The 18,234-nt window shown below is 67.5% G+C and carries 12 protein-coding genes and 1 pseudogene; 10 read left to right on the plus strand and 3 right to left on the minus strand.

Features of this window, described 5'->3' with window-relative positions; genetic code table 11:
* The first annotated feature begins 2 nt into the window (after positions 1 to 2).
* The 3 genes from LRK53_RS11575 to LRK53_RS11585 all read left to right on the plus strand — a co-directional run bounded on the left by LRK53_RS11575 (position 3) and on the right by LRK53_RS11585 (position 3,900).
* Positions 3 to 1,208 carry a cation:proton antiporter gene (locus tag LRK53_RS11575; protein ID WP_027492452.1) on the plus strand — a complete coding sequence of 402 codons (1,206 nt, stop codon included), beginning with the start codon at positions 3 to 5 and terminating at the stop codon, positions 1,206 to 1,208.
* Positions 1,209 to 1,294: 86 nt separating this feature from the next.
* A complete protein-coding gene (locus LRK53_RS11580) occupies positions 1,295 to 2,710 on the plus strand; it encodes a bifunctional enoyl-CoA hydratase/phosphate acetyltransferase (protein ID WP_235642124.1) in 1,416 nt (471 codons plus the stop codon).
* Positions 2,707 to 3,900 carry an acetate/propionate family kinase gene (locus tag LRK53_RS11585; RefSeq protein WP_027492450.1) on the plus strand — a complete coding sequence of 398 codons (1,194 nt, stop codon included), beginning with the start codon at positions 2,707 to 2,709 and terminating at the stop codon, positions 3,898 to 3,900. The genes LRK53_RS11580 and LRK53_RS11585 overlap by 4 nt, the downstream gene beginning before the upstream one ends.
* 118 nt (positions 3,901 to 4,018) lie before the next feature.
* On the opposite strand, the gene LRK53_RS11590 is transcribed toward LRK53_RS11585, so the two are convergent.
* The gene (locus LRK53_RS11590; protein ID WP_027492449.1) at positions 4,019 to 6,421 is read right to left on the minus strand and encodes a phosphoketolase family protein; all 2,403 of its coding nucleotides are present in this window, start codon (positions 6,419 to 6,421) and stop codon (positions 4,019 to 4,021) included.
* Between the two features lie 180 nt (positions 6,422 to 6,601).
* Between LRK53_RS11590 and LRK53_RS11595 the strand changes: the two genes are divergently transcribed.
* Positions 6,602 to 7,888, plus strand: a complete 1,287-nt coding sequence (locus tag LRK53_RS11595) for an NRAMP family divalent metal transporter (protein WP_027492448.1) — start codon at positions 6,602 to 6,604, stop codon at positions 7,886 to 7,888.
* A gap of 330 nt (positions 7,889 to 8,218) precedes the next feature.
* A complete protein-coding gene (gene glmS / locus LRK53_RS11600) occupies positions 8,219 to 10,048 on the plus strand; it encodes a glutamine--fructose-6-phosphate transaminase (isomerizing) (RefSeq protein ID WP_027492447.1) in 1,830 nt (609 codons plus the stop codon).
* Between the two features lie 108 nt (positions 10,049 to 10,156).
* On the opposite strand, the gene galE is transcribed toward glmS, so the two are convergent.
* The gene (gene galE, locus LRK53_RS11605; protein WP_027492446.1) at positions 10,157 to 11,164 is read right to left on the minus strand and encodes a UDP-glucose 4-epimerase GalE; all 1,008 of its coding nucleotides are present in this window, start codon (positions 11,162 to 11,164) and stop codon (positions 10,157 to 10,159) included.
* 624 nt (positions 11,165 to 11,788) lie between these two features.
* On the opposite strand from galE, the gene LRK53_RS11610 reads away from it, so the two are divergent.
* The 5 genes and pseudogenes from LRK53_RS11610 to LRK53_RS11635 form a co-directional block, all read left to right on the plus strand.
* Positions 11,789 to 12,223 (plus strand): low molecular weight protein-tyrosine-phosphatase, encoded by a 435-nt coding sequence (locus LRK53_RS11610; RefSeq protein ID WP_027492445.1) that lies wholly within the window; start codon positions 11,789 to 11,791, stop codon positions 12,221 to 12,223.
* 85 nt (positions 12,224 to 12,308) lie between these two features.
* Positions 12,309 to 12,986 carry a hypothetical protein gene (locus LRK53_RS19465; RefSeq protein ID WP_255324850.1) on the plus strand — a complete coding sequence of 226 codons (678 nt, stop codon included), beginning with the start codon at positions 12,309 to 12,311 and terminating at the stop codon, positions 12,984 to 12,986.
* 462 nt (positions 12,987 to 13,448) lie between these two features.
* Positions 13,449 to 14,726, plus strand: a complete 1,278-nt coding sequence (tviB, locus tag LRK53_RS11625; RefSeq protein ID WP_027492443.1) for a Vi polysaccharide biosynthesis UDP-N-acetylglucosamine C-6 dehydrogenase TviB — start codon at positions 13,449 to 13,451, stop codon at positions 14,724 to 14,726.
* Between the two features lie 15 nt (positions 14,727 to 14,741).
* Entirely contained in the window at positions 14,742 to 15,752 is a 1,011-nt protein-coding gene (locus LRK53_RS11630) for an NAD-dependent epimerase (RefSeq protein WP_027492442.1), read from the plus strand.
* A 459-nt stretch (positions 15,753 to 16,211) separates the two neighbouring features.
* Positions 16,212 to 17,138: pseudogene (locus LRK53_RS11635) on the plus strand (M48 family metallopeptidase); the annotation flags it as partial.
* 558 nt (positions 17,139 to 17,696) lie between these two features.
* Here LRK53_RS11635 and LRK53_RS11640 read toward each other — a convergent pair.
* Complete coding sequence (locus LRK53_RS11640) at positions 17,697 to 18,026, minus strand: hypothetical protein (RefSeq protein WP_027492739.1); 330 nt, start codon at positions 18,024 to 18,026, stop codon at positions 17,697 to 17,699.
* Positions 18,027 to 18,234 lie beyond the last annotated feature (208 nt).

Here is an 18,234-nt window from a genome sequence, read left to right on the forward strand (position 1 = left end):
GCATGCACCACGCCAGCGAGATCCTGTTCACCCTGTTCGTCGTGTTCGTCGCCGCCCAGGTCGGTGGCGAGATCGCGCAGCGGCTGAAGCTGCCCGGCGTGGTCGGCGAGATCGCCGCCGGCTGCGCGATCGGCCCCTCGCTGCTGGGCTGGATCACGCCCGAACAGATCGCCACCGGCACCCCGCTCGACGTGCTGGCCGAGCTCGGCGTGATCCTGCTGCTGTTCGCGGTGGGCCTGGAAACGCGGCTGGAGGACCTGAAGAAGGTCGGCAAGGTGGCGTTTACGGTCGGCGTGGTCGGCGTGCTGGTGCCGTTCGGCATGGGCAGCGTGTGGGCGCACGGCAACGGCCTCGACTGGGACCGCTCGCTGTTCGTCGCGGCCGCGTTCGTGGCCACCTCGGCCGGCATCACCGCGCGCGTGCTGCAGGAGCTGAACGCGCTGCAGCGCATCGAGAGCAAGGTGATCCTCGGCGCGGCGGTAATCGACGATGTCCTGGCCATGCTGCTGCTCGGCGTGGTGGTGTCGCTGCAGGGCGGCGGCAGCATCGACGCCGCGCACCTGCTGGTGGTGCTGGCCGGCGCGGTCGGCTTCATCGCGGTGATCGGCTGGGGCGGCGCGCGGGTGATGCGCTGGAACTCCGCCTGGCTGGACAAGCCGCTCGGCCCGCATTCGCCGCTGATGATCGTGCTGGCGCTGTGCCTGGGTCTGGCCTGGCTGTCCACCCGCTTCGGCCTGGCCGCGATCATCGGCGCGTTTCTGGCCGGCATGATCGCCTCGGAAACCCGCCAGCAGCACACCCTGGAAAAGCAGACCCAGCCGCTGCTGGCCCTGCTCACCCCATTCTTCTTCGTGGTCACCGGCAGCAAGGTCGACCTGCACGAGCTGGCCAGTGCCGAGGCGTTGTGGATGCTGGCCGTGGTCACCGCAATCGCCATCGTCTCCAAGTTGGTCGGCGGCTGGCTCGGCTCGCTCACGCTGGGCACGCGCAGCGCCACCATCATCGGCTTCGGCATGGTGCCGCGCGGCGAAGTCGGCATCGTGGTCGCCACGCTGGGCCTCGCCGCCGGCGTGTTCGACAACCGCATCTACGCGATCATCGTGGCGATGTCGCTGCTCACCGCGATGGTGACGCCGCCGGTGCTGGCGTGGCTGCTGAAACGCAGCGCCGGCGCCGGCCCGGTCGAGGTTCCCGACGTGCGCGGCTGAATGCCGCTTCGACGCGCCGGAGCCGACGGCGCTACGCTGTCCGCACCGGCGCCGCCGGACCCGCCGACACCGACCGGAACCGAAGCATGGACGAGACCACGCCCGACACTGCCGCGCCGCTGATCCGCAACCGCACCTTCGACGAGATCGCCCTCGGCGACAGCGCGACGGTCGAGCGCGTGCTGACCGCCGCCGACGTGCAGCTGCTGGCGACCCTGTACGGCGACGGCGATCCGCAGCGGCTGGATCCGGCATGCGCCGCCTCGCCCGCTTTCCACGACATGATCGGCCACGGCATGTGGGGCGTGGCGCTGATTGCCACCGCGCTGGGCACGCGCCTGCCGGGCGCCGGCACCACCTGCCTGGAACAGGCGCTGCGTTTCCATGCGCCGCTGCACATCGGTGACACGCTGGCGGTGCAGGTGCAGGCGATCGCGCGGGATGCCGCCACCCGGCAGATCCGCTTCGCCTGCCGCGGCGTCAACCAGCATGGCGTGCTGGCGATCGACGGCACGGTGGAGGTGCTCGCGCCCGCCGAGCACATCGAATACGCTGCCACCCGCCTGCCGGCAGTGCGGCTGCCCGACGGCGACGGCCGCCCGCTGGTGGCCCGCGCGCTGGCACTGGGTGCGATCCGCGTCGCGGTGGTGCATCCCTGCGACGAAACCAGCCTCGGCGCCGCACTGGACGCGCGCGCGGCCGGCTTGATCGAACCGGTGCTGGTGGCGCCGCAGGCGAAACTCGCGGAGGTGGCGCGCCAGGCCAGGCTCGATCTTGCCGGCATCGCCATCGAGGACGTGCCGCACAGCCACGCCGCCGCTGCGCGCGCGGTCGAGCTGGCCGCCGGCGGTCGCGTCGATGCGCTGATGAAGGGCAGCCTGCACACCGACGAGCTGATGGCCGCCGTGGTGGCTTCCGCGACCGGCCTGCGCACGGCGCGGCGCATCTCGCACTGCTACCTGATGCACAGCCCGGCGTATCCGCGCCCGTTCATCATCACCGACGGCGCGGTCAACATCGCGCCCACACTGGAGGAGAAGGCCGACATCGTGCGCAACGCGATCGACCTGGCGCACATCCTCGGCGTGACCACGCCGCGAGTGGCGATCCTTGCCGCGGTGGAGACGGTCAACCCGCGCATGCAGACCACGCTCGACGCCGCCGCGCTGTGCAAGATGGCCGACCGCGGCCAGATCACCGGCGCGGTGCTGGACGGGCCGCTGGCGTTCGACAACGCGATCTCCGCCGCGGCCGCGCGGATCAAGGGCATCGAATCGAACGTGGCCGGCCTGGCCGACATCCTGCTGGTACCCGACCTGGAAAGCGGCAACATGCTGGCCAAGCAACTGGAATACCTGGGCGGCGCGAGCAGCGCGGCAGTGGTGATGGGTGCGCGCGTGCCGATCGTGCTGACCAGCCGCGCCGATTCGCGCGAATCACGCATCGCCTCGTGTGCGCTCGCCGCGCTGGTGGCCCACCGTTACCGGCTCAGCCCGCCATGAACGACAGCAGTGCAGGCTCACTCATCCTGGTACTGAACTGCGGTTCGTCCAGCATCAAGTTCGCGCTGTTCGACGCGGACGCGACGCCGCTGGCGCGCGTGCCGACATGGGGCGGCAAGGTCGAGGGCATCACCGGCAATACCCCGGTGTTCAGCGAAAGCGGCGCCGCAGCCGAGACGCTGACGCTGGACTGCGAGCACCCCTACCATGCCGCGCTGACCTACCTGCGCCAGCGCATCGTGGCGCGGCTGCACGGCCGCCGCATCGTGGCGATCGCGCACCGCGTGGTGCACGGTGGCAGCAAGTACTTCGAGCCGGTGCAGGTCGATGCCGCGGTGCTGGCCGACCTGAAAAGCTATATCCCGCTGGCGCCGCTGCACCAGCCGTTCGCGCTGGAGGCGATCGACGCGCTGCTGACCGAACTACCGCAGCTGCCGCAGGTGGCCTGCTTCGACACCGCCTTCCACCAGAGCATGCCGACGGTGGAGAAGATGCTGCCGCTGCCGCGCTCGGCGTGGGACCAGGGCCTGCGCCGCTACGGTTTCCACGGCCTGTCCTACGCGTACCAGGCGCAGGTGCTGGGCGAGCGCTACGGCGACGCCGCGCGCGGCCGCACCATCGTGGCGCACCTGGGCAGCGGCGCCAGCCTGTGCGCCATGCGCAACCTGCAAAGCGTCGCCACCACCATGGGTTTCTCGGCGCTGGACGGGCTGATGATGGGCACGCGCTGCGGCGCGCTGGACCCCGGCGCGGTGATCTACCTGATGGAGATCGGCAAGCTGTCGCTCGAACGGGTGGGCCGCATGCTGTACCACGAGTCGGGCCTGCTCGGCGTTTCCGGGGTGTCCTCCGACCCGCGCGAGTTGCTGCCGCGCGAAGGCGAAGCGCCGGTGCGCGAAGCGCTGGCGTTGTACGTGCGCAGCATCGTGCGCCAGGTGGGCGCGCTGGCGGCCACGCTGGACGGGATGGACATGCTGGCCTTCACCGCCGGCATCGGCGAGCACCTAGCGGTGATCCGCGAGCGCATCTGCGCCGGCCTGGGCTTCCTCGGCGTGGCGATCGACCCGGCCGCGAATGTCGCCCACGCGCCGGTCATCTCCAGCGCCGCCAGCCGGGTCAAGGTGGTGGTGGAAGCCGCCAACGAGGAATGGGTGGCCGCGACGGCCGCTGCGGCGCTCGTGCGCTGCTGAACGGCACTTCGACTCGAATTTTCTGCCTGTTTTTGTAGGAGCCCGCTGGCGGGCGATGCTGTTGCCCTGATGCTCCGGATGAAGATCCCAAACAACAGCATCGCCCGCCAGCGGGCTCTTACGAGAGCACGCCGGCGTCCTGCGCGCCCCATACCCAGTTGCGGATCTCCGGCAGGTCCTCGCCGTTGTCGTCGATGTACTGCTTGTGCTCGAGCAGCTTGTCCAGCAGCTTCTGCTTGAGGTAGATGCCCCGCTCGCCCGCCTGCGGCACGCGGTCGATCACGTCGATCACCAGGTGGAAGCGGTCCAGCGCGTTCAGCACAGTCATGTCGAACGCGGTGGTGATGGTGCCCTCCTCCTGGTAGCCGTGCACGTGCAGGTTGTCGTGGTTGGTACGCCGGTAGGTGAGCCGGTGGATCAGGCTCGGGTAGCCGTGGTAGGCGAAGATCACCGGCTTGTCGCGGGTGAACAGCTGGTCGAAATCGTCGTCGCCCAGGCCGTGCGGGTGCTCGCTGGGCGACTGCAGCTTCATCAGGTCGACCACGTTGACCACGCGCAGCTTCAGCTCCGGCAGGTAGCGCCGCAGGATCGTCACCGCCGCCAGCGTCTCCAGCGTGGGCACGTCGCCGGCGCAGGCCATCACCACGTCCGGCTCGCCGTGCTGGTCGCTGCTGGCCCACGGCCAGACGCCGATGCCCAGGCTGCAGTGACGCTGCGCCGCGTCCATCGCCAGCCATTGCGGCGCCGGGTGCTTGCCGGCGATCACCACGTTGACGTAATGCCGGCTGCGCAGGCAGTGGTCCATCACCGACAGCAGGCAGTTCGCGTCCGGCGGCAGGTACACCCGCACGATGCTGGCCTTCTTGTTGACCACGTGGTCGATGAAACCCGGATCCTGGTGGGTGAAGCCGTTGTGGTCCTGCCGCCACACGTGCGAGGCCAGCAGGTAGTTCAGCGAGGCCAGCGGGCGCCGCCACGGGATCGCCGCGGTCATCTTCAGCCACTTGGCGTGCTGGTTGAACATCGAATCGACGATGTGGATGAACGCCTCGTAGCAGTTGAACAAGCCATGCCGCCCGGTCAGCAGGTAGCCTTCCAGCCAGCCTTCGCACTGGTGCTCGCTGAGCATCTCCACCACCCGCCCCTGCGTGGCGAGGAACTCGTCGTTCGGCTTCAGCGGGGCCTCCCACTGGCGGTTGGTGGCCTCGAACACCGCATTGAGGCCGTTCGATACCGTCTCGTCCGGGCCGAACACGCGGAAGTTGCGCGACGACTCGTTCAGGCGGATCACGTCGCGCAGGAACGGCCCCAGCGCGCGGGTGTCGCCGCTGCCGCGCACGCCGGGCTGCGGCACCGCGAGCGCGTAGTCGCGGAAGTCCGGCAGGCGCAGGTCGCGCAGCAGCAGGCCGCCGTTGGTGTGCGGGTTCGCGCTCATCCGGCGCGTGCCCGCGGGCGCCAGCGCGGCGATTTCCGGCCGCAGCCGGCCGTGTGCGTCGAACAGCTCCTCCGGCCGGTAGCTGCGCAGCCATGCCTCGAGCTGCTGCAGGTGCTCCGGCGGGCTGCTGGCGGAGATCGACAGCGGCACCTGGTGCGAGCGGAAGGTGCCCTCGTTCGGCTTGCCGTCCACCAGCTTCGGCCCGGTCCAGCCCTTGGGCGAGTCGAGCACGATCACCGGCCAGCGCGGCCGCGCGGTGACGCCGTGTTCGCGCGCATCGCGCTGGATCTGCCGGATCTGCGCCACCACCGCGTCCAGCGCCGCCGCCATCGCCTGGTGCATCGCCGCCGGTTCGCTGCCCGACACGAAAAACGGCGTCCAGCCGTAGCCGCGCAGCAATGGCTCCAGCTCGTCGCGGCCGATCCGCGCCAGCACCGCGGGGTTGGCGATCTTGTAGCCGTTCAGATGCAGGATCGGCAGCACCGCGCCGTCGCCCACCGGGTCGAGGAACTTGTTCGAATGCCAGGCGGTAGCCAGCGGCCCGGTTTCCGCCTCGCCGTCGCCGACCACGCAGGCCGCGATCAGCCCGGGGTTGTCGAACACCGCGCCGAACGCATGGCTCAGCGAGTAGCCGAGTTCGCCGCCCTCGTGCAGCGAACCGGGGCATTCCGGCGAGGCGTGGCTGGGTATCCCGCCCGGAAAGGAAAACTGCTTGAACAAGCGCTGCAGCCCCGCCTCGTCCTGGCTGATGTCCGGGTACACCTCGCTGTAGGTGCCGTCCAGGTATGCGTTCGCCACCACCGCGGGGCCGCCGTGGCCGGGGCCGGAGATGTAGAACATGTCCAGGTCGTACTGCCGGATCGCCCGGTTCAGGTGCGCATATATGAAGTTCTGCCCCGGCGTGGTGCCCCAGTGCCCAAGCAACATGTGCTTGATGTGTGCCAGCGCCAGCGGCTCCTTCAGCAGCGGATTGGCGCGCAGGTAGATCTGCCCGACCGAAAGGTAGTTCGCGGCGCGCCACCAGGCGTCGATGCCGTACAGCTGGTCGGAGTCGAGCGGCGGATGGGCAAAGGCATCGGTAGTCATGGTCAGGCAACCCCGCGCATGCAAAGAATCCGGTTCGGTGCACTATGTACACCGCGGCTTGTGAATTTCGCTGCGACACCTCGTCACACCCAGGGTTCGACTGTTCCATCATCCGGGCGGGTACCCTTGCGCGGCGCCGGGCGGGACCACACAGCGGGACCACACAGCGGAACCAGCAGCATGGCCGTACGCGAAAACACCGAAGACGGCGGTCCGGAAGCCTCGCCCTGGAAAGACCTCGGCGCCGGCCTGATCACCGGCGCGGCCGACGACGACCCCAGCGGCATCGCCACCTACTCGCAGGTCGGCGCGGCGTTCGGCTACGGCATGCTGTGGTGCGTGTTCCTGACCATGCCGCTGATGATCGCGATCCAGGCGATCAGCGCCGGCATCGGCCGCGTCACCGGCCACGGCCTGGTGGACGGCATGCGCCTGCACTACCCGCGCAAGCTGGTGTATGCGCTGCTGGTGCTGATCTTCGTTGCCAACGTGATCAACCTGGCGGCCGACATCGGCGCCATGGGCGCGGCGCTGCAGCTGCTGATCGGCGGCCCGGCCCTGCTCTACGCTGCGCTGTTCGCCGTGCTGTCGCTGCTGCTGCAGGTGTTCATTCCGTTCACCCGCTACGCGCCGATCCTCAAGCTGCTCACCCTGAGCCTGTTCGCCTACGTAGTCACCGTGCTGGTGATCGACGTGCCCTGGCGCGCCGTGCTGAGGAGCATCGTGCTGCCGCCGATCCGCTGGGACGCCGCCTACGCCGTGGGTCTGGTCGCCCTGCTCGGCACCACCATCAGCCCTTATCTGTTCTGCTGGCAGGCCTCCGAGGAAGTGGAGGAGATCGAAACGAGCAAACAGCGCAAGCCACTGCAGGACGCGCCGCAACAGGCGCCAAGCGCGCTGCGCCGGATCGGCATCGACACCACGGTGGGGATGATCTTCTCCAACCTGATCGCGTTCTTCATCATCCTCACCGCCGCCGTGGTGCTGCACGCGCACGGCAAGACCGACATCCAGTCCTCGGCCCAGGCCGCCGAAGCGCTGCGTCCGCTGGCCGGCGAGCTGGCGTTCGCGCTGTTCGCCGCCGGCATCATCGGCACCGGCCTGCTCGCCGTGCCGGTGCTCGCCGGCGCCACCGCCTACGCCGCCGCCGGCGCGTTCGGCCAGCGCAGCGGGCTCGAACACAAGCCGCACGAGGCCAGGTTCTTCTACGGCGTGCTGATCGGCTCCGCCCTGCTCGGCATCGCGCTCAACCTCACCCCGCTCGACCCGATCAAGGCGCTGTACTGGAGTGCGGTGGTCAACGGCGTCGCCGCCGTGCCGCTGATGGTCGCGATGATGCTGATGGGCTCCAGCAACAAGGTCATGGGCGAATTCACCATGCCGTGGCCGCTGAAACTGTTCGGCTGGCTGGCCACGGCGGCAATGGCAGCGGCCGTGGCGGTGATGTTCGCCACCTGGGGAAACTAGACTCCGCCAGAGCAGTCGATCACTACTTGTACATATCGGCGGCAGTATCACGGCTGCCGGCGATGGACGGCCAAATGCGTGCCGACCTGCACCAGCCGGGCCGGGAAGCACAACCGGAAGTGTGTGCATCCATGCCGCTACGGCCCGGCGCAAGGCGGCATGCAGTCCCGCTACCCGCAGCGGCTTCACGGAACGGCTGGGCCGAACCATTCGGCGACACAACGGTCATTGGGTCGAGCGGCCCGCGAAAGCCTGCGTTCATGTCGGCCACGCGCAACCGCCCGCCCGTGGCGAAGCCATGGTTCTGTCCCACCCAAGGAAACTGCCCCGATGTGCGGAATTGTTGCTGCCGCGGCCCAGCGAGACGTCGCTCCGCTGCTGATTGCCGGCCTGAAGGCGCTCGAATACCGCGGCTACGACTCCTCCGGCGTGGCCGTGCTGGACGGCGGCGCGATCCATCGCGTGCGCGCCAAGGGCAAGGTACGCGAGATGGAGGCGCTGTACCTAGCCGACCCGCTGCCCGGCGGCACCGGCATCGCGCACACCCGCTGGGCCACCCACGGCGTGCCGAACGAGGCCAACGCACACCCGCACATCGCCGGGCGGGTGTCGATCGTGCACAACGGCATCATCGAGAACCACGCCCGCCTGCGCGCCGAGCTGGAGGCCGCCGGCCACGTGTTCACCTCCGACACCGACACCGAGGTGATGGCCGCGCTGATCGACCGCCACCTCGACCAGGGCCTGAGCCTGCGCGAGGCGGTGCTGGCCACCGTGCGCGAGCTGGAAGGCGCCTACGCCATCGCCGTGCTCAGCCGCGACGAGCCCGGCCGCGTGGTCGGCGCGCGCCGCGGCGCGCCGCTCTTGGTCGGCGTGGGCATCGGCGAGAACTTCCTCGGCTCCGACGCGCAGGCGCTGGTCCAGGTCACCCACAAGATGCTCTACCTGGACGAGGGCGACGTGGTGGAGATCACCCGCGACAGCGTGCAGGTGTTCGGCCTGGACGGCGCGCCGGTCGAGCGCGCGGTGCACGAGAGCGAGCTGTCCACCGACGCGGTGGAACGCGGCGAGTACCGCCACTACATGCAGAAGGAGATCTTCGAGCAGCCGCAGGCGGTGGCCAACACGCTGGAGGCGCGGCTGGGCCCGCACGGCGTGCTGCCGAACATCTTCGGCATCGACAGCGACGCGCTTCTGCAAGCCACCCGCGGCCTGCACATCGTCGCCTGCGGCACCAGCTACCACGCCGGCCTGGTCGCCAAGTACTGGATCGAGGAATACGCGCGGCTGCCGGTCAGCGTCGAGGTGGCCAGCGAATACCGCTACCGCGAGACGGTGGTGCCGGAGGGCACGCTGTTCGTGGCGATCTCGCAATCCGGCGAAACCGCCGACACCCTGGCGGCGATGCGCGAATCGCGCCGGCGCGGCTACCTCGGCACGCTGGCGATCTGCAACGTGCCCGAATCCTCGGCGGTGCGCGAGGCCGACCTCAAGCTGATGACCCGCGCCGGCCCCGAGATCGGCGTGGCCTCGACCAAGGCCTTCACTACCCAGCTGGCCGGCCTCGCCCTGCTGACGCTGGAGCTGGCCCGCCGCCACGGCCTCGATGCCGACCGCTACGCCGCGCTGTGCGCCGAGCTGCAGCACCTGCCACGGGCGATCGAGGAAACGCTGCAGATGGAGCCGGCGATCATTGCCCTGGCCGGCGAGTTCATCCACCGCCAGCATGCGCTGTTCCTCGGCCGCGGCGTGCAATACCCGGTGGCGATGGAAGGCGCGCTGAAGCTCAAGGAGATCTCCTACATCCACGCCGAGGCCTATGCCGCCGGCGAGCTCAAGCATGGCCCGCTGGCGCTGGTCGACGAGCACATGCCGGTGATCGCGGTGGCGCCGAACGGCCCGCTGCTGGACAAGCTGAAATCCAACCTGCAGGAAGTGCGCGCCCGCGGCGGCCAGCTGATCGTGTTCGCCGACGGCGCCGCCGGCATGGACGACATGGCCGGCACCGGCCGCATGCTGCGCGTGGCCTCCGGCGGCAACTTCATCGCCCCGGCCGTGTTCACCATCCCGCTGCAGCTGCTCGCCTACCACGTCGCCGTGCTGCGCGGCACCGACGTCGACCAGCCGCGCAACCTGGCGAAATCCGTGACGGTCGAGTAACTGCCGGGTCGTAGGAGCCCGCTGGCGGGCGAGGCCTTTCAAAAGCATCGCCCGCTGGGCAGGTCAATCACCGTGGAGCAGGCGCGCAGCGAGAGGCTGCGCCGGGATTCACACCCCGGAGGCCAGCGTCACCGGCTGCCGCGCGAGCTTCTGCTCCCACAGCAGCGCCGTGCGCACGATGAAATCCAGGTCGTCGTACTGCGGCCGCCAGTCGAGCCGCTGCTTGAGGCGGTCGCTGCGCGCCACCAGCATCGGCGTGTCGCCGGCACGACGCGGCTGCTCGATCACCGCCAACGGGTGGCCGCCGACGCGTTGCACGGCGTCGATGACCTCGCGCACGCTGTAGCCGTGGCCGTAGCCGCAGTTGAGGGTCAATGACTCGCCGCCATCGCGCAGGTGGTCGAGTGCCCGCAGGTGGGCTGCGGCCAGATCCTCGACGTGGATGTAGTCGCGGATACCGGTGCCGTCCGGCGTGTCGTAGTCGCTGCCGAAGATCGACACGCTGGCGCGCTTGCCTACCGCATGCTCGCAGGCCACCTTGATCAGCAGCGTCGAATGCAGCGTCGAATGCCCGATGCGGCCCTGCGGATCGCAGCCGGCCACGTTGAAGTAGCGCAGCGTGGCGTGCTGCATGCACCCGGTGGCGCAGATGTCGCGCAGCATGGTCTCGGACATCAGCTTGGACATGCCGTAGGGATTGATCGGCCGGGTCGGCGTGTCCTCGTCGGCCATGCCGCTTTCGGTGACGCCATAGACCGCGGCGGTGGAGGAAAAGATGAAGTGCCCCACGCCGGCTTCCGCGCAGCAGGCGAGCAGGCTTTGCGTGTTGCAGGTGTTGTTGCCGTAGTACTTGAGCGGATCGCTCAGCGATTCGGGCACCACCGTATGCGCGGCGAAATGCAGCACCGCATCGACGCGATGCCCGGCCAGCACGCGCGCGAGCAGCGCGCGGTCGCCGACATTGCCAACCACCAGTTCGGCGCCCCGCACCGCATCGCGGAATCCGGTGCTCAGGTTGTCCACGACGACCACGGGTTCGCCACGTGCGACCAGCTGCTGCACGACATGGCTGCCGATGTATCCGGCGCCGCCGGTGACGAGGACGCTGTGGTTCATGAGGGACTCCTTCATGGACGGCGAAGACGGCATGGCCACCTCACGACGCGGCGCCCACTGCCGGATGTGTCCCGCCGCGGCGAGCCATCGGGGCATCAGGAGCGACGGACGCAGGAGTTCCCCAAACGGGCCGCCAAGCGCGCGGCAGCTCCCGGACGACTTCGCCGCACGCAGTTCCCACCTCGGCAGCGGAAACAAACTCGCTCCACCTTCGTGCGCTCGACTTCACGATCAGGACAAACTGGCGTGAAAATTGAATTCACATTTGCATTCACATTTTCATTACTTGCGCAGATTGAATGCCCGTTTGGTCAATATTCACTGTCAGGCAATTCGTACGTACAATGATCCAAAGCCGCGTTACGGTCCCTGCCGCTGGCAGTTACCAATATCCCAAGGGCAACTAGACGAACTTTTTCACGACTGCAGGCATTGGATAATCAAAAGCAGACAACAGGCTTCTTTGCCTGACTATCGACCCCATTACCTTGGCCCGCGTCAGACAGCGGTTTTCGGCGCTTCCGGCGCAGGCCTTCGGTAAAACGGGACAGGAAGAACCCGCCCGCCATTTTCTTGCGTTCTAACCGACGTCGGCTGGCCTGGCTCCGGGAGCAAGTCGGCACTGTGTTCAAACGGATACTGATCGTCTGCACGGGCAATATCTGCCGCAGCCCCGTGGCCGAGTACCTGTTTCGACAGCGCATGGCAGGGCGCGACATCGAGTTCGCCAGTGCCGGGCTCGGCGCGCTCGTCGGCAGTCCCATGGACGCGACGGCCCTGCAATTGCTTGCCGAGAACGGTATCGACGGCAGCATGCACCGCGCGCACCAGCTGACACCCTCCACTCTGCGCGGCGCCGATTTGGTGCTGGGCATGGAAAAAGGCCATGTGGCGGCAATGGTACGGCTTGCACCCGAGGTTCACGGCAAGGTTTATCTGTTCGACAAATGGCTGCACGATAAAGATATTCCCGACCCTTATCGCCAACAACGGAAAGTATTCGAGCATGTTCACCAGATAATCACGCAGGGCATCAGTAGCTGGGAACCCTATCTGTGATTTCCGAACTTTCACGCCAGGGGTCGAACGCCCCGATGTGTCAGGTTCCGTGTGAGCATATCTTGCAGCCGATGTGCTCAGGCAGGTGGGCGAACACTACGTGCGCCAGGACGTGGGCCGCAATTCGGCGGAAGCGGCGAACAGCCCGAAGTTCGTTCGCGATCAGTTGCCCAACATGCGCTGCGACCTGGAGCGGGCCACAGCGGCGCTCAACCCCTGCCAGATCCGGACGCATCCGGTCGACATCAGCATGCAGACCCAGAGTCTGCTGGACCAGGAAGTGGCGATCGAGGCCAACATCCAGAAGCTGCGCCTGCAACAGGCGGACATGCAGCGCCAGGTCACTCCCGAACACCCGGCCTACAAGGCGCTGATCCAGCAGATCGGCCAGCTGGAAGGGCAGAAGGCCGGGATCGACAAGCGGGTGAACAACCTGCCCCCAGCAGCAGCTGAAGCTTACGCGCGACATGCAGGCGAGCAACGACACCCATACCGGCCGGCTCAACCAGGCCCGGCGGCTGGACATTGCCCGTGCGGGCACGGTCGGCAATGTGCGCATTATCCTTCGCTTGGCACGATACTGGCTTTCCCAGCCCCATCCATAGAACCGCCTGCCTTGCCACGAATGCTCAAGACCATGGAAAACGACGAGAACAAGCCGCGGATGTGGGGGGAAAACTCCAGAGGGTTCTGGCTTACCTTTTGTCTGGCGCTGAGCGCAATCGCCGGCTGGCTGATGTTCCAGCTGAACGTCCTGCGCTGACGCCGCGCGCTTCGGCGCCTGACCGTACGGATCGCCGCCCTGGCGACGCCACCCGGCCCGCCGGGCTCCTGCCCTCATCCCATTCGTGGCTCCTCACCGGTTCGCGGACGCCGGCGTGCACGATTCATGCACAGTCCACCTTGGCATAGTCGGCGCCATGTCAGTGCCAGCGCAGCGTGAACCTCCGTCGCGCCACGTACGCAGACCTTCTGCGAGTGGCCATGATGGTGCGTGAATGCAGGATTGCCAGGGGACCAAACGTTGGGATCTCCGTCGCCCGGCACGCAGCCGCCGTGTTCCAATGGCTGCGGTCCGTTTGCGTGCAACGTGTGCCTCCACGATTCCGCGGTCGCTGGCACCTTACCTGAACGCTGATCCACAAGCATGCTCGGTCGTGGCTGCAACTGCCGGATCGACGCGCGCATCAGCGCCGCGTCCCACCCAAGCATCCGAGGTGACCGTATGCGGAACATCCAGAACACCAAGCTCGCCATCGTGGGCCTGGGTTATGTCGGCCTGCCGCTCGCCGTGGAATTCGGCAAGCACTACGACACCGTCGGCTTCGACATCAACCAGGCCCGCATCGACGAGCTGGTTTCCGGCCACGACAAGACGCTGGAAGTCGATGCGGCGGAACTGGCCGCAGCCAGGCAGCTGCGCTTCACTGCCGAGCTGGATGATCTGCGCGACCGCAACACCTACATCGTCACCGTGCCCACGCCGATCGACCTCGCCAAGCGCCCGGACCTGACACCGCTGATCAAGGCCAGCGAAACCCTGGCCAAGGTGCTCAAGCCCGGCGACGTGGTGGTGTACGAATCAACCGTGTATCCCGGCTGCACGGAAGAGGTGTGCGTGCCGATCCTGGAGAAAGGCTCGGGCCTGGTCTACAACCGCGATTTCTTCGCCGGCTACAGCCCCGAACGCATCAACCCCGGCGACAAGCAGCATCGCGTCACCAGCATTCGCAAGGTCACCTCGGGCTCCACGCCTGAGACGGCCGATTTCGTCGATCGCCTGTACGGCTCGGTGATCACCGCCGGTACGTACCAGGCCAGTTCGCTGAAGGTGGCCGAAGCAGCCAAGGTGATCGAAAACACCCAGCGCGACCTGAACATCGCGCTGGTCAACGACCTGGCCATGCTGTTCAACAAGCTCGGCATCGACACCCTGGAGGTGCTGCAGGCGGCGGGCACCAAGTGGAACTTCCTGCCGTTCCGTCCGGGTCTGGTCGGCGGCCATTGCATCAGCGTGGACCCGTATTACCTCACCCACAAGGCGCAGGAGGTGGGCCACCATTCCGACGTGATCCTCGCCGGCCGCCGCACCAACGACGGCATGGGTCCGTACATCGCCGGCGAAGTGATCAAACTGATGGTGTGCAAGGGCATCAACCCGGTGCACGCGCGCGTGCTGATCCTTGGCCTGGCATTCAAGGAGAATTGCCCGGACCTGCGCAATACCCGGGTGGTCGACATCGTGCTGGCGCTGCGCGGCTACAACGCCCAGGTCGATGTCCACGACCCGTGGATCAACGCCGCCGAAGCGGAGCATGAGTACGCCATCACGCCCCTGACCCAACCACAAACCGGTAGTTACGACGCCGTGATCATCGCGGTTGGCCACCAGCAATTCGTCGGCATGGGCCCGGCCGGCATCCGCGCGTTCGGCAAGGCCGCCTCGGTGCTGTACGACGTGAAATGCCTGCTGCCGCGCGAAGCGGTCGACGGCCGCCTCTGAACGGGACTTCATGCCATGAAAGTACTGGTCACCGGCACCGCCGGCTTCATCGGCTCGCACGTCGCCTTGCAATTGCTCGAACGTGGCGACGAAGTCATCGGCCTCGACAACCTCAACGACTACTACGACGTCAACCTGAAGAAGGCGCGACTGGCGCGCTTCATCGCGCACCCCGGCTATGCGCACGTGCATGCCGATCTTGCCGACCGCGCGGCGGTGGAAAATGCCTTCGCCGCGCACAAGCCGCAGCGCGTGATCAACCTCGCGGCGCAGGCTGGCGTGCGCTATGCGGCCGAGAACCCGCACGCGTACGTGGCCAGCAACGTCACCGGTTTTCTGCACGTGCTGGAAGGTTGCCGTCGGCACGGGGTGGAGCACCTGGTGTTCGCCTCCACCAGTTCGGTGTATGGCGCCGACACCGCCATGCCGTTCTCGGAGCATCAGCCCACCGAACATCCGCTGACCCTCTACGCCGCCACCAAGAAGGCCAACGAGCAGATGGCGCACAGCTATGCGCACCTGTACGGCCTGCCGTGCACGGGCCTGCGCTTCTTCACGGTCTACGGGCCATGGGGACGCCCGGACATGGCGCTGTTCCTGTTCACCAGGGCGATCCTGGCCGGGGAGCCGATCAAGGTGTTCAACCATGGCCGGCACAAGCGCAGCTTCACCTACGTGGACGACATCGTCGAAGGCGTGATCCGCACGCTGGACACACTGCCGGCCAGGGACAGCCACTGGAACGGCAACGCACCCGACCCGGCCAGCAGCGGGGTCGCGCCGTACCGCCTGTACAACATCGGCAACGCGGAAACGGTGGAGCTGATGCGCTACATCGCGGTGCTGGAGCAGTGCCTGGGGCGCAAGGCGCAGATGGAGATGCTGCCCATGCAGGCCGGCGACGTTCCTGACACCGAGGCGGACGTGTCGGAACTGATCCGCGCGGTTGGCTACGCGCCGCAGGTGTCGATAGACACCGGCATCGCCAACTTCGTGAGCTGGTATCGCGACTACTACCGCGTGTAGTCGCTCCCTGCCGAGCGCGGGCCGGCGCATTGCCGATGCCGGGCAGTTTTGTGATTATCCGGGGCATCGAAAGAAATCACGCAAAGGACTGCCATGGCGCAATATCGGGTGAAACTCTCCGGACACCCCCTGCCCGGCCATACCACTGAAAGCATTGCCGAGGCGCTCAAGCAGCAGATGGGACTCGGCCCCGCCCAGGTGCGGGCGTTGTTGCCGCCAGCGAAGCGCGTGGTCAAGGCCGGGCTGGATGCGCAGGACGCGGAGCGCTGGCACCAGGTGCTGACCCGGGCGGGGTTGGCCGCCAGCAAGGAGACGCAAGCGGCCCCCGCGGCTGCTCCCGCCCAACCCGCCGACCCGCTGGAAAGCTTGCGACCATGCCTCGCCCAAGGATTCTCCAGGCGTCGGCCGAGCCCGCTCTACCGCATGCATCTGAGCGTGGTGACGATTTGCTGCGTGCTCATGCCGCTGCTCTATCTGGCTCTGGTGACCGGGCTGGGGTATGCCTTGTACTGGTATCTCGGCCACGCTCACCTGCTCATCGGCCGACGGGTGCACGGTATCTGGCCACTGCTCCTCGTCTATGGCGTACCCGGCGTGAGTGGCGGCATCCCGCTGCTGTTGCTGGCTCGCCCCATCCTGTCTGGAGGCAGCGGCAGGGACCGTTCCCTGACACTCGACCCGGCCGACGAGCCGCGCTTGACCGAAGCCGTCCAGGCACTCACTGGCGCCATCGGCATCCGCCCGCCGGTGGCGCTGAAAATGTCCAACCAGGTCAATGCCAGTGTGCACTTCGAAGGTGGCTGGCCCGGATTCTTCAGCGGCCGCAAGGTACTGACCATCGGCTTGCCGCTGGTGGCAGGGCTGACCAGCCAGCAGTTCCTCGGCGTGCTGGCCCACGAGTTCGGCCATTTCGCCCAGCGCTTCGGCATGCGCTGCAGCTTCCTGGTCAATCACGTCAATGCATGGCTGGACGCGCGTGCGCACCAGCCCGATCCCTGGGATGAACGCCTGCAGCGCTGGGCCGAGGAAAGCGGCGACACCGTGATCCGGATCGTGGTCTTCATCACCCAGCTCGGCATCAAGGCCTCGCGCCTGCTGTTGCACGGGCTGTTTCTGCTGAGCTTCCGCCTGTCGCGCTCGCTGTCGCGGCAGATGGAATTCGACGCCGACCGCTACGAGGTGATGCTTGCCGGCAGCGAGAACTTCCGCGAAACCGCACTGCGCCTGCGCGCGCTGAGCCAGGCCTTCGGCGAGATCGACGAACAGAACGCCCGCACCTGGCGCGAGCACAAGCTGCTGCGGAACATTCCGCAAGCCGCGGCCGCCCACGTCGCCACGTTCGACCCGCAAACCTGGGCAAGACTGAAACGCAGCCTCGGCTACGGCACCACGCGTTCCTGGGATACCCACCCGGCCGACCTGGAACGCATCCGCAGCGCGCAGGACCTGCAGGCGGCCGGCCTGTTCCACGACGACCGACCCGCAGCCATCCTGTTCGAGCGCTTCGCCGAGCACTGCGAAAACGCCACCCGTGCGTACTACCGACAACTGGGGGTCGACTACCAGACCGCCGAACTCTGCGACAGCCAGACCGTGACCGACATCCATTCGCAGCGCACCACCGCCGTGGACGACCTGCGCCGATGGAGTGGACGGCAGTGGCGCAGCCTCCCCTGGCTTCCGCTGCAACTGGCGTTGTCGGATGCACAGGCGCCGTTGTCCTGGCAGGCTTGCGTCGACGAACTGCGCCAGGATTCGCCCGCGATCGCACGGGACTGGGAGGCCGCGGAACAGGAGAACAAACGGCGCATGCGCCTGGCCTTCTCCGGCACGCTGGACCGGCATGACATACCGAGCCACCTGAATCGCGTGGAAGCCTTCGACGAAGAGCGTCATCTGCCCGAGTACCAGCGGATCGCCGAATGGAAAACCCCAGCGCGCCAGTCACTGATCCGCGTGGCGGGCCTCTACCGCCGCCGCATCGAACACGCCCTCGGCAGGGAGCGCGTGGCGACCGAGTTGGTGTTCGCCCTCAGCCCCTTGTACAACGATATCGAATGTCTGCAGGAAGCCTGGTTCGTGGCGAGCCGGTTTCCGGACAGCAAGGATCCCGCACAGCATGCCTGGCTGAGCCGCTTTCGCCACGATGCGGACGTGGCCTGCCAGGACTACGCCATGCGCCTGCTGCGCAAATGCGACGGCATCCCCCAGACGCTGCTCGAAGGTGGCAGCGTGGGTGGCTACCTGCGCAAGCGCTGCCCGCGCCTGGACCATCTATCCGCCAGCCCCAGGGACTTCGCCGGATCCGCCGGACTGCTGCTCGATGGGCTGAATTACGCCTACCAGGCGGCATTCGCGGAGCTGGCGCAGCGATGCGCGGAAGCGGAGCGATCGCAGGGATCGACGGGTAAGCCCGAGGCTGCGCCAAATACCGCAGCGGTCCGGCGCGTGGACCGTCTCCCCGGACACGCCCGGGGAGACG

The organism is Rhodanobacter thiooxydans, assembly GCF_021545845.1.
Classification (GTDB): Bacteria; Pseudomonadota; Gammaproteobacteria; order Xanthomonadales; family Rhodanobacteraceae; genus Rhodanobacter.

Coding starts and splice junctions, on each gene's coding strand:
- LRK53_RS11575 (WP_027492452.1), top strand. CDS start 3: ATGCACCACGCCAGCGAGATCCTGTTCACCCTGTTCGTCGTGTTCGTC.
- LRK53_RS11580 (WP_235642124.1), top strand. CDS start 1,295: ATGGACGAGACCACGCCCGACACTGCCGCGCCGCTGATCCGCAACCGC.
- LRK53_RS11585 (WP_027492450.1), top strand. CDS start 2,707: ATGAACGACAGCAGTGCAGGCTCACTCATCCTGGTACTGAACTGCGGT.
- LRK53_RS11590 (WP_027492449.1), bottom strand. CDS start 6,421: ATGACTACCGATGCCTTTGCCCATCCGCCGCTCGACTCCGACCAGCTG.
- LRK53_RS11595 (WP_027492448.1), top strand. CDS start 6,602: ATGGCCGTACGCGAAAACACCGAAGACGGCGGTCCGGAAGCCTCGCCC.
- glmS (WP_027492447.1), top strand. CDS start 8,219: ATGTGCGGAATTGTTGCTGCCGCGGCCCAGCGAGACGTCGCTCCGCTG.
- galE (WP_027492446.1), bottom strand. CDS start 11,164: ATGAACCACAGCGTCCTCGTCACCGGCGGCGCCGGATACATCGGCAGC.
- tviB (WP_027492443.1), top strand. CDS start 13,449: ATGCGGAACATCCAGAACACCAAGCTCGCCATCGTGGGCCTGGGTTAT.
- LRK53_RS11630 (WP_027492442.1), top strand. CDS start 14,742: ATGAAAGTACTGGTCACCGGCACCGCCGGCTTCATCGGCTCGCACGTC.
- LRK53_RS11640 (WP_027492739.1), bottom strand. CDS start 18,026: ATGGTCCAGGCGCGGGCAGCGCTTGCGCAGGTAGCCACCCACGCTGCC.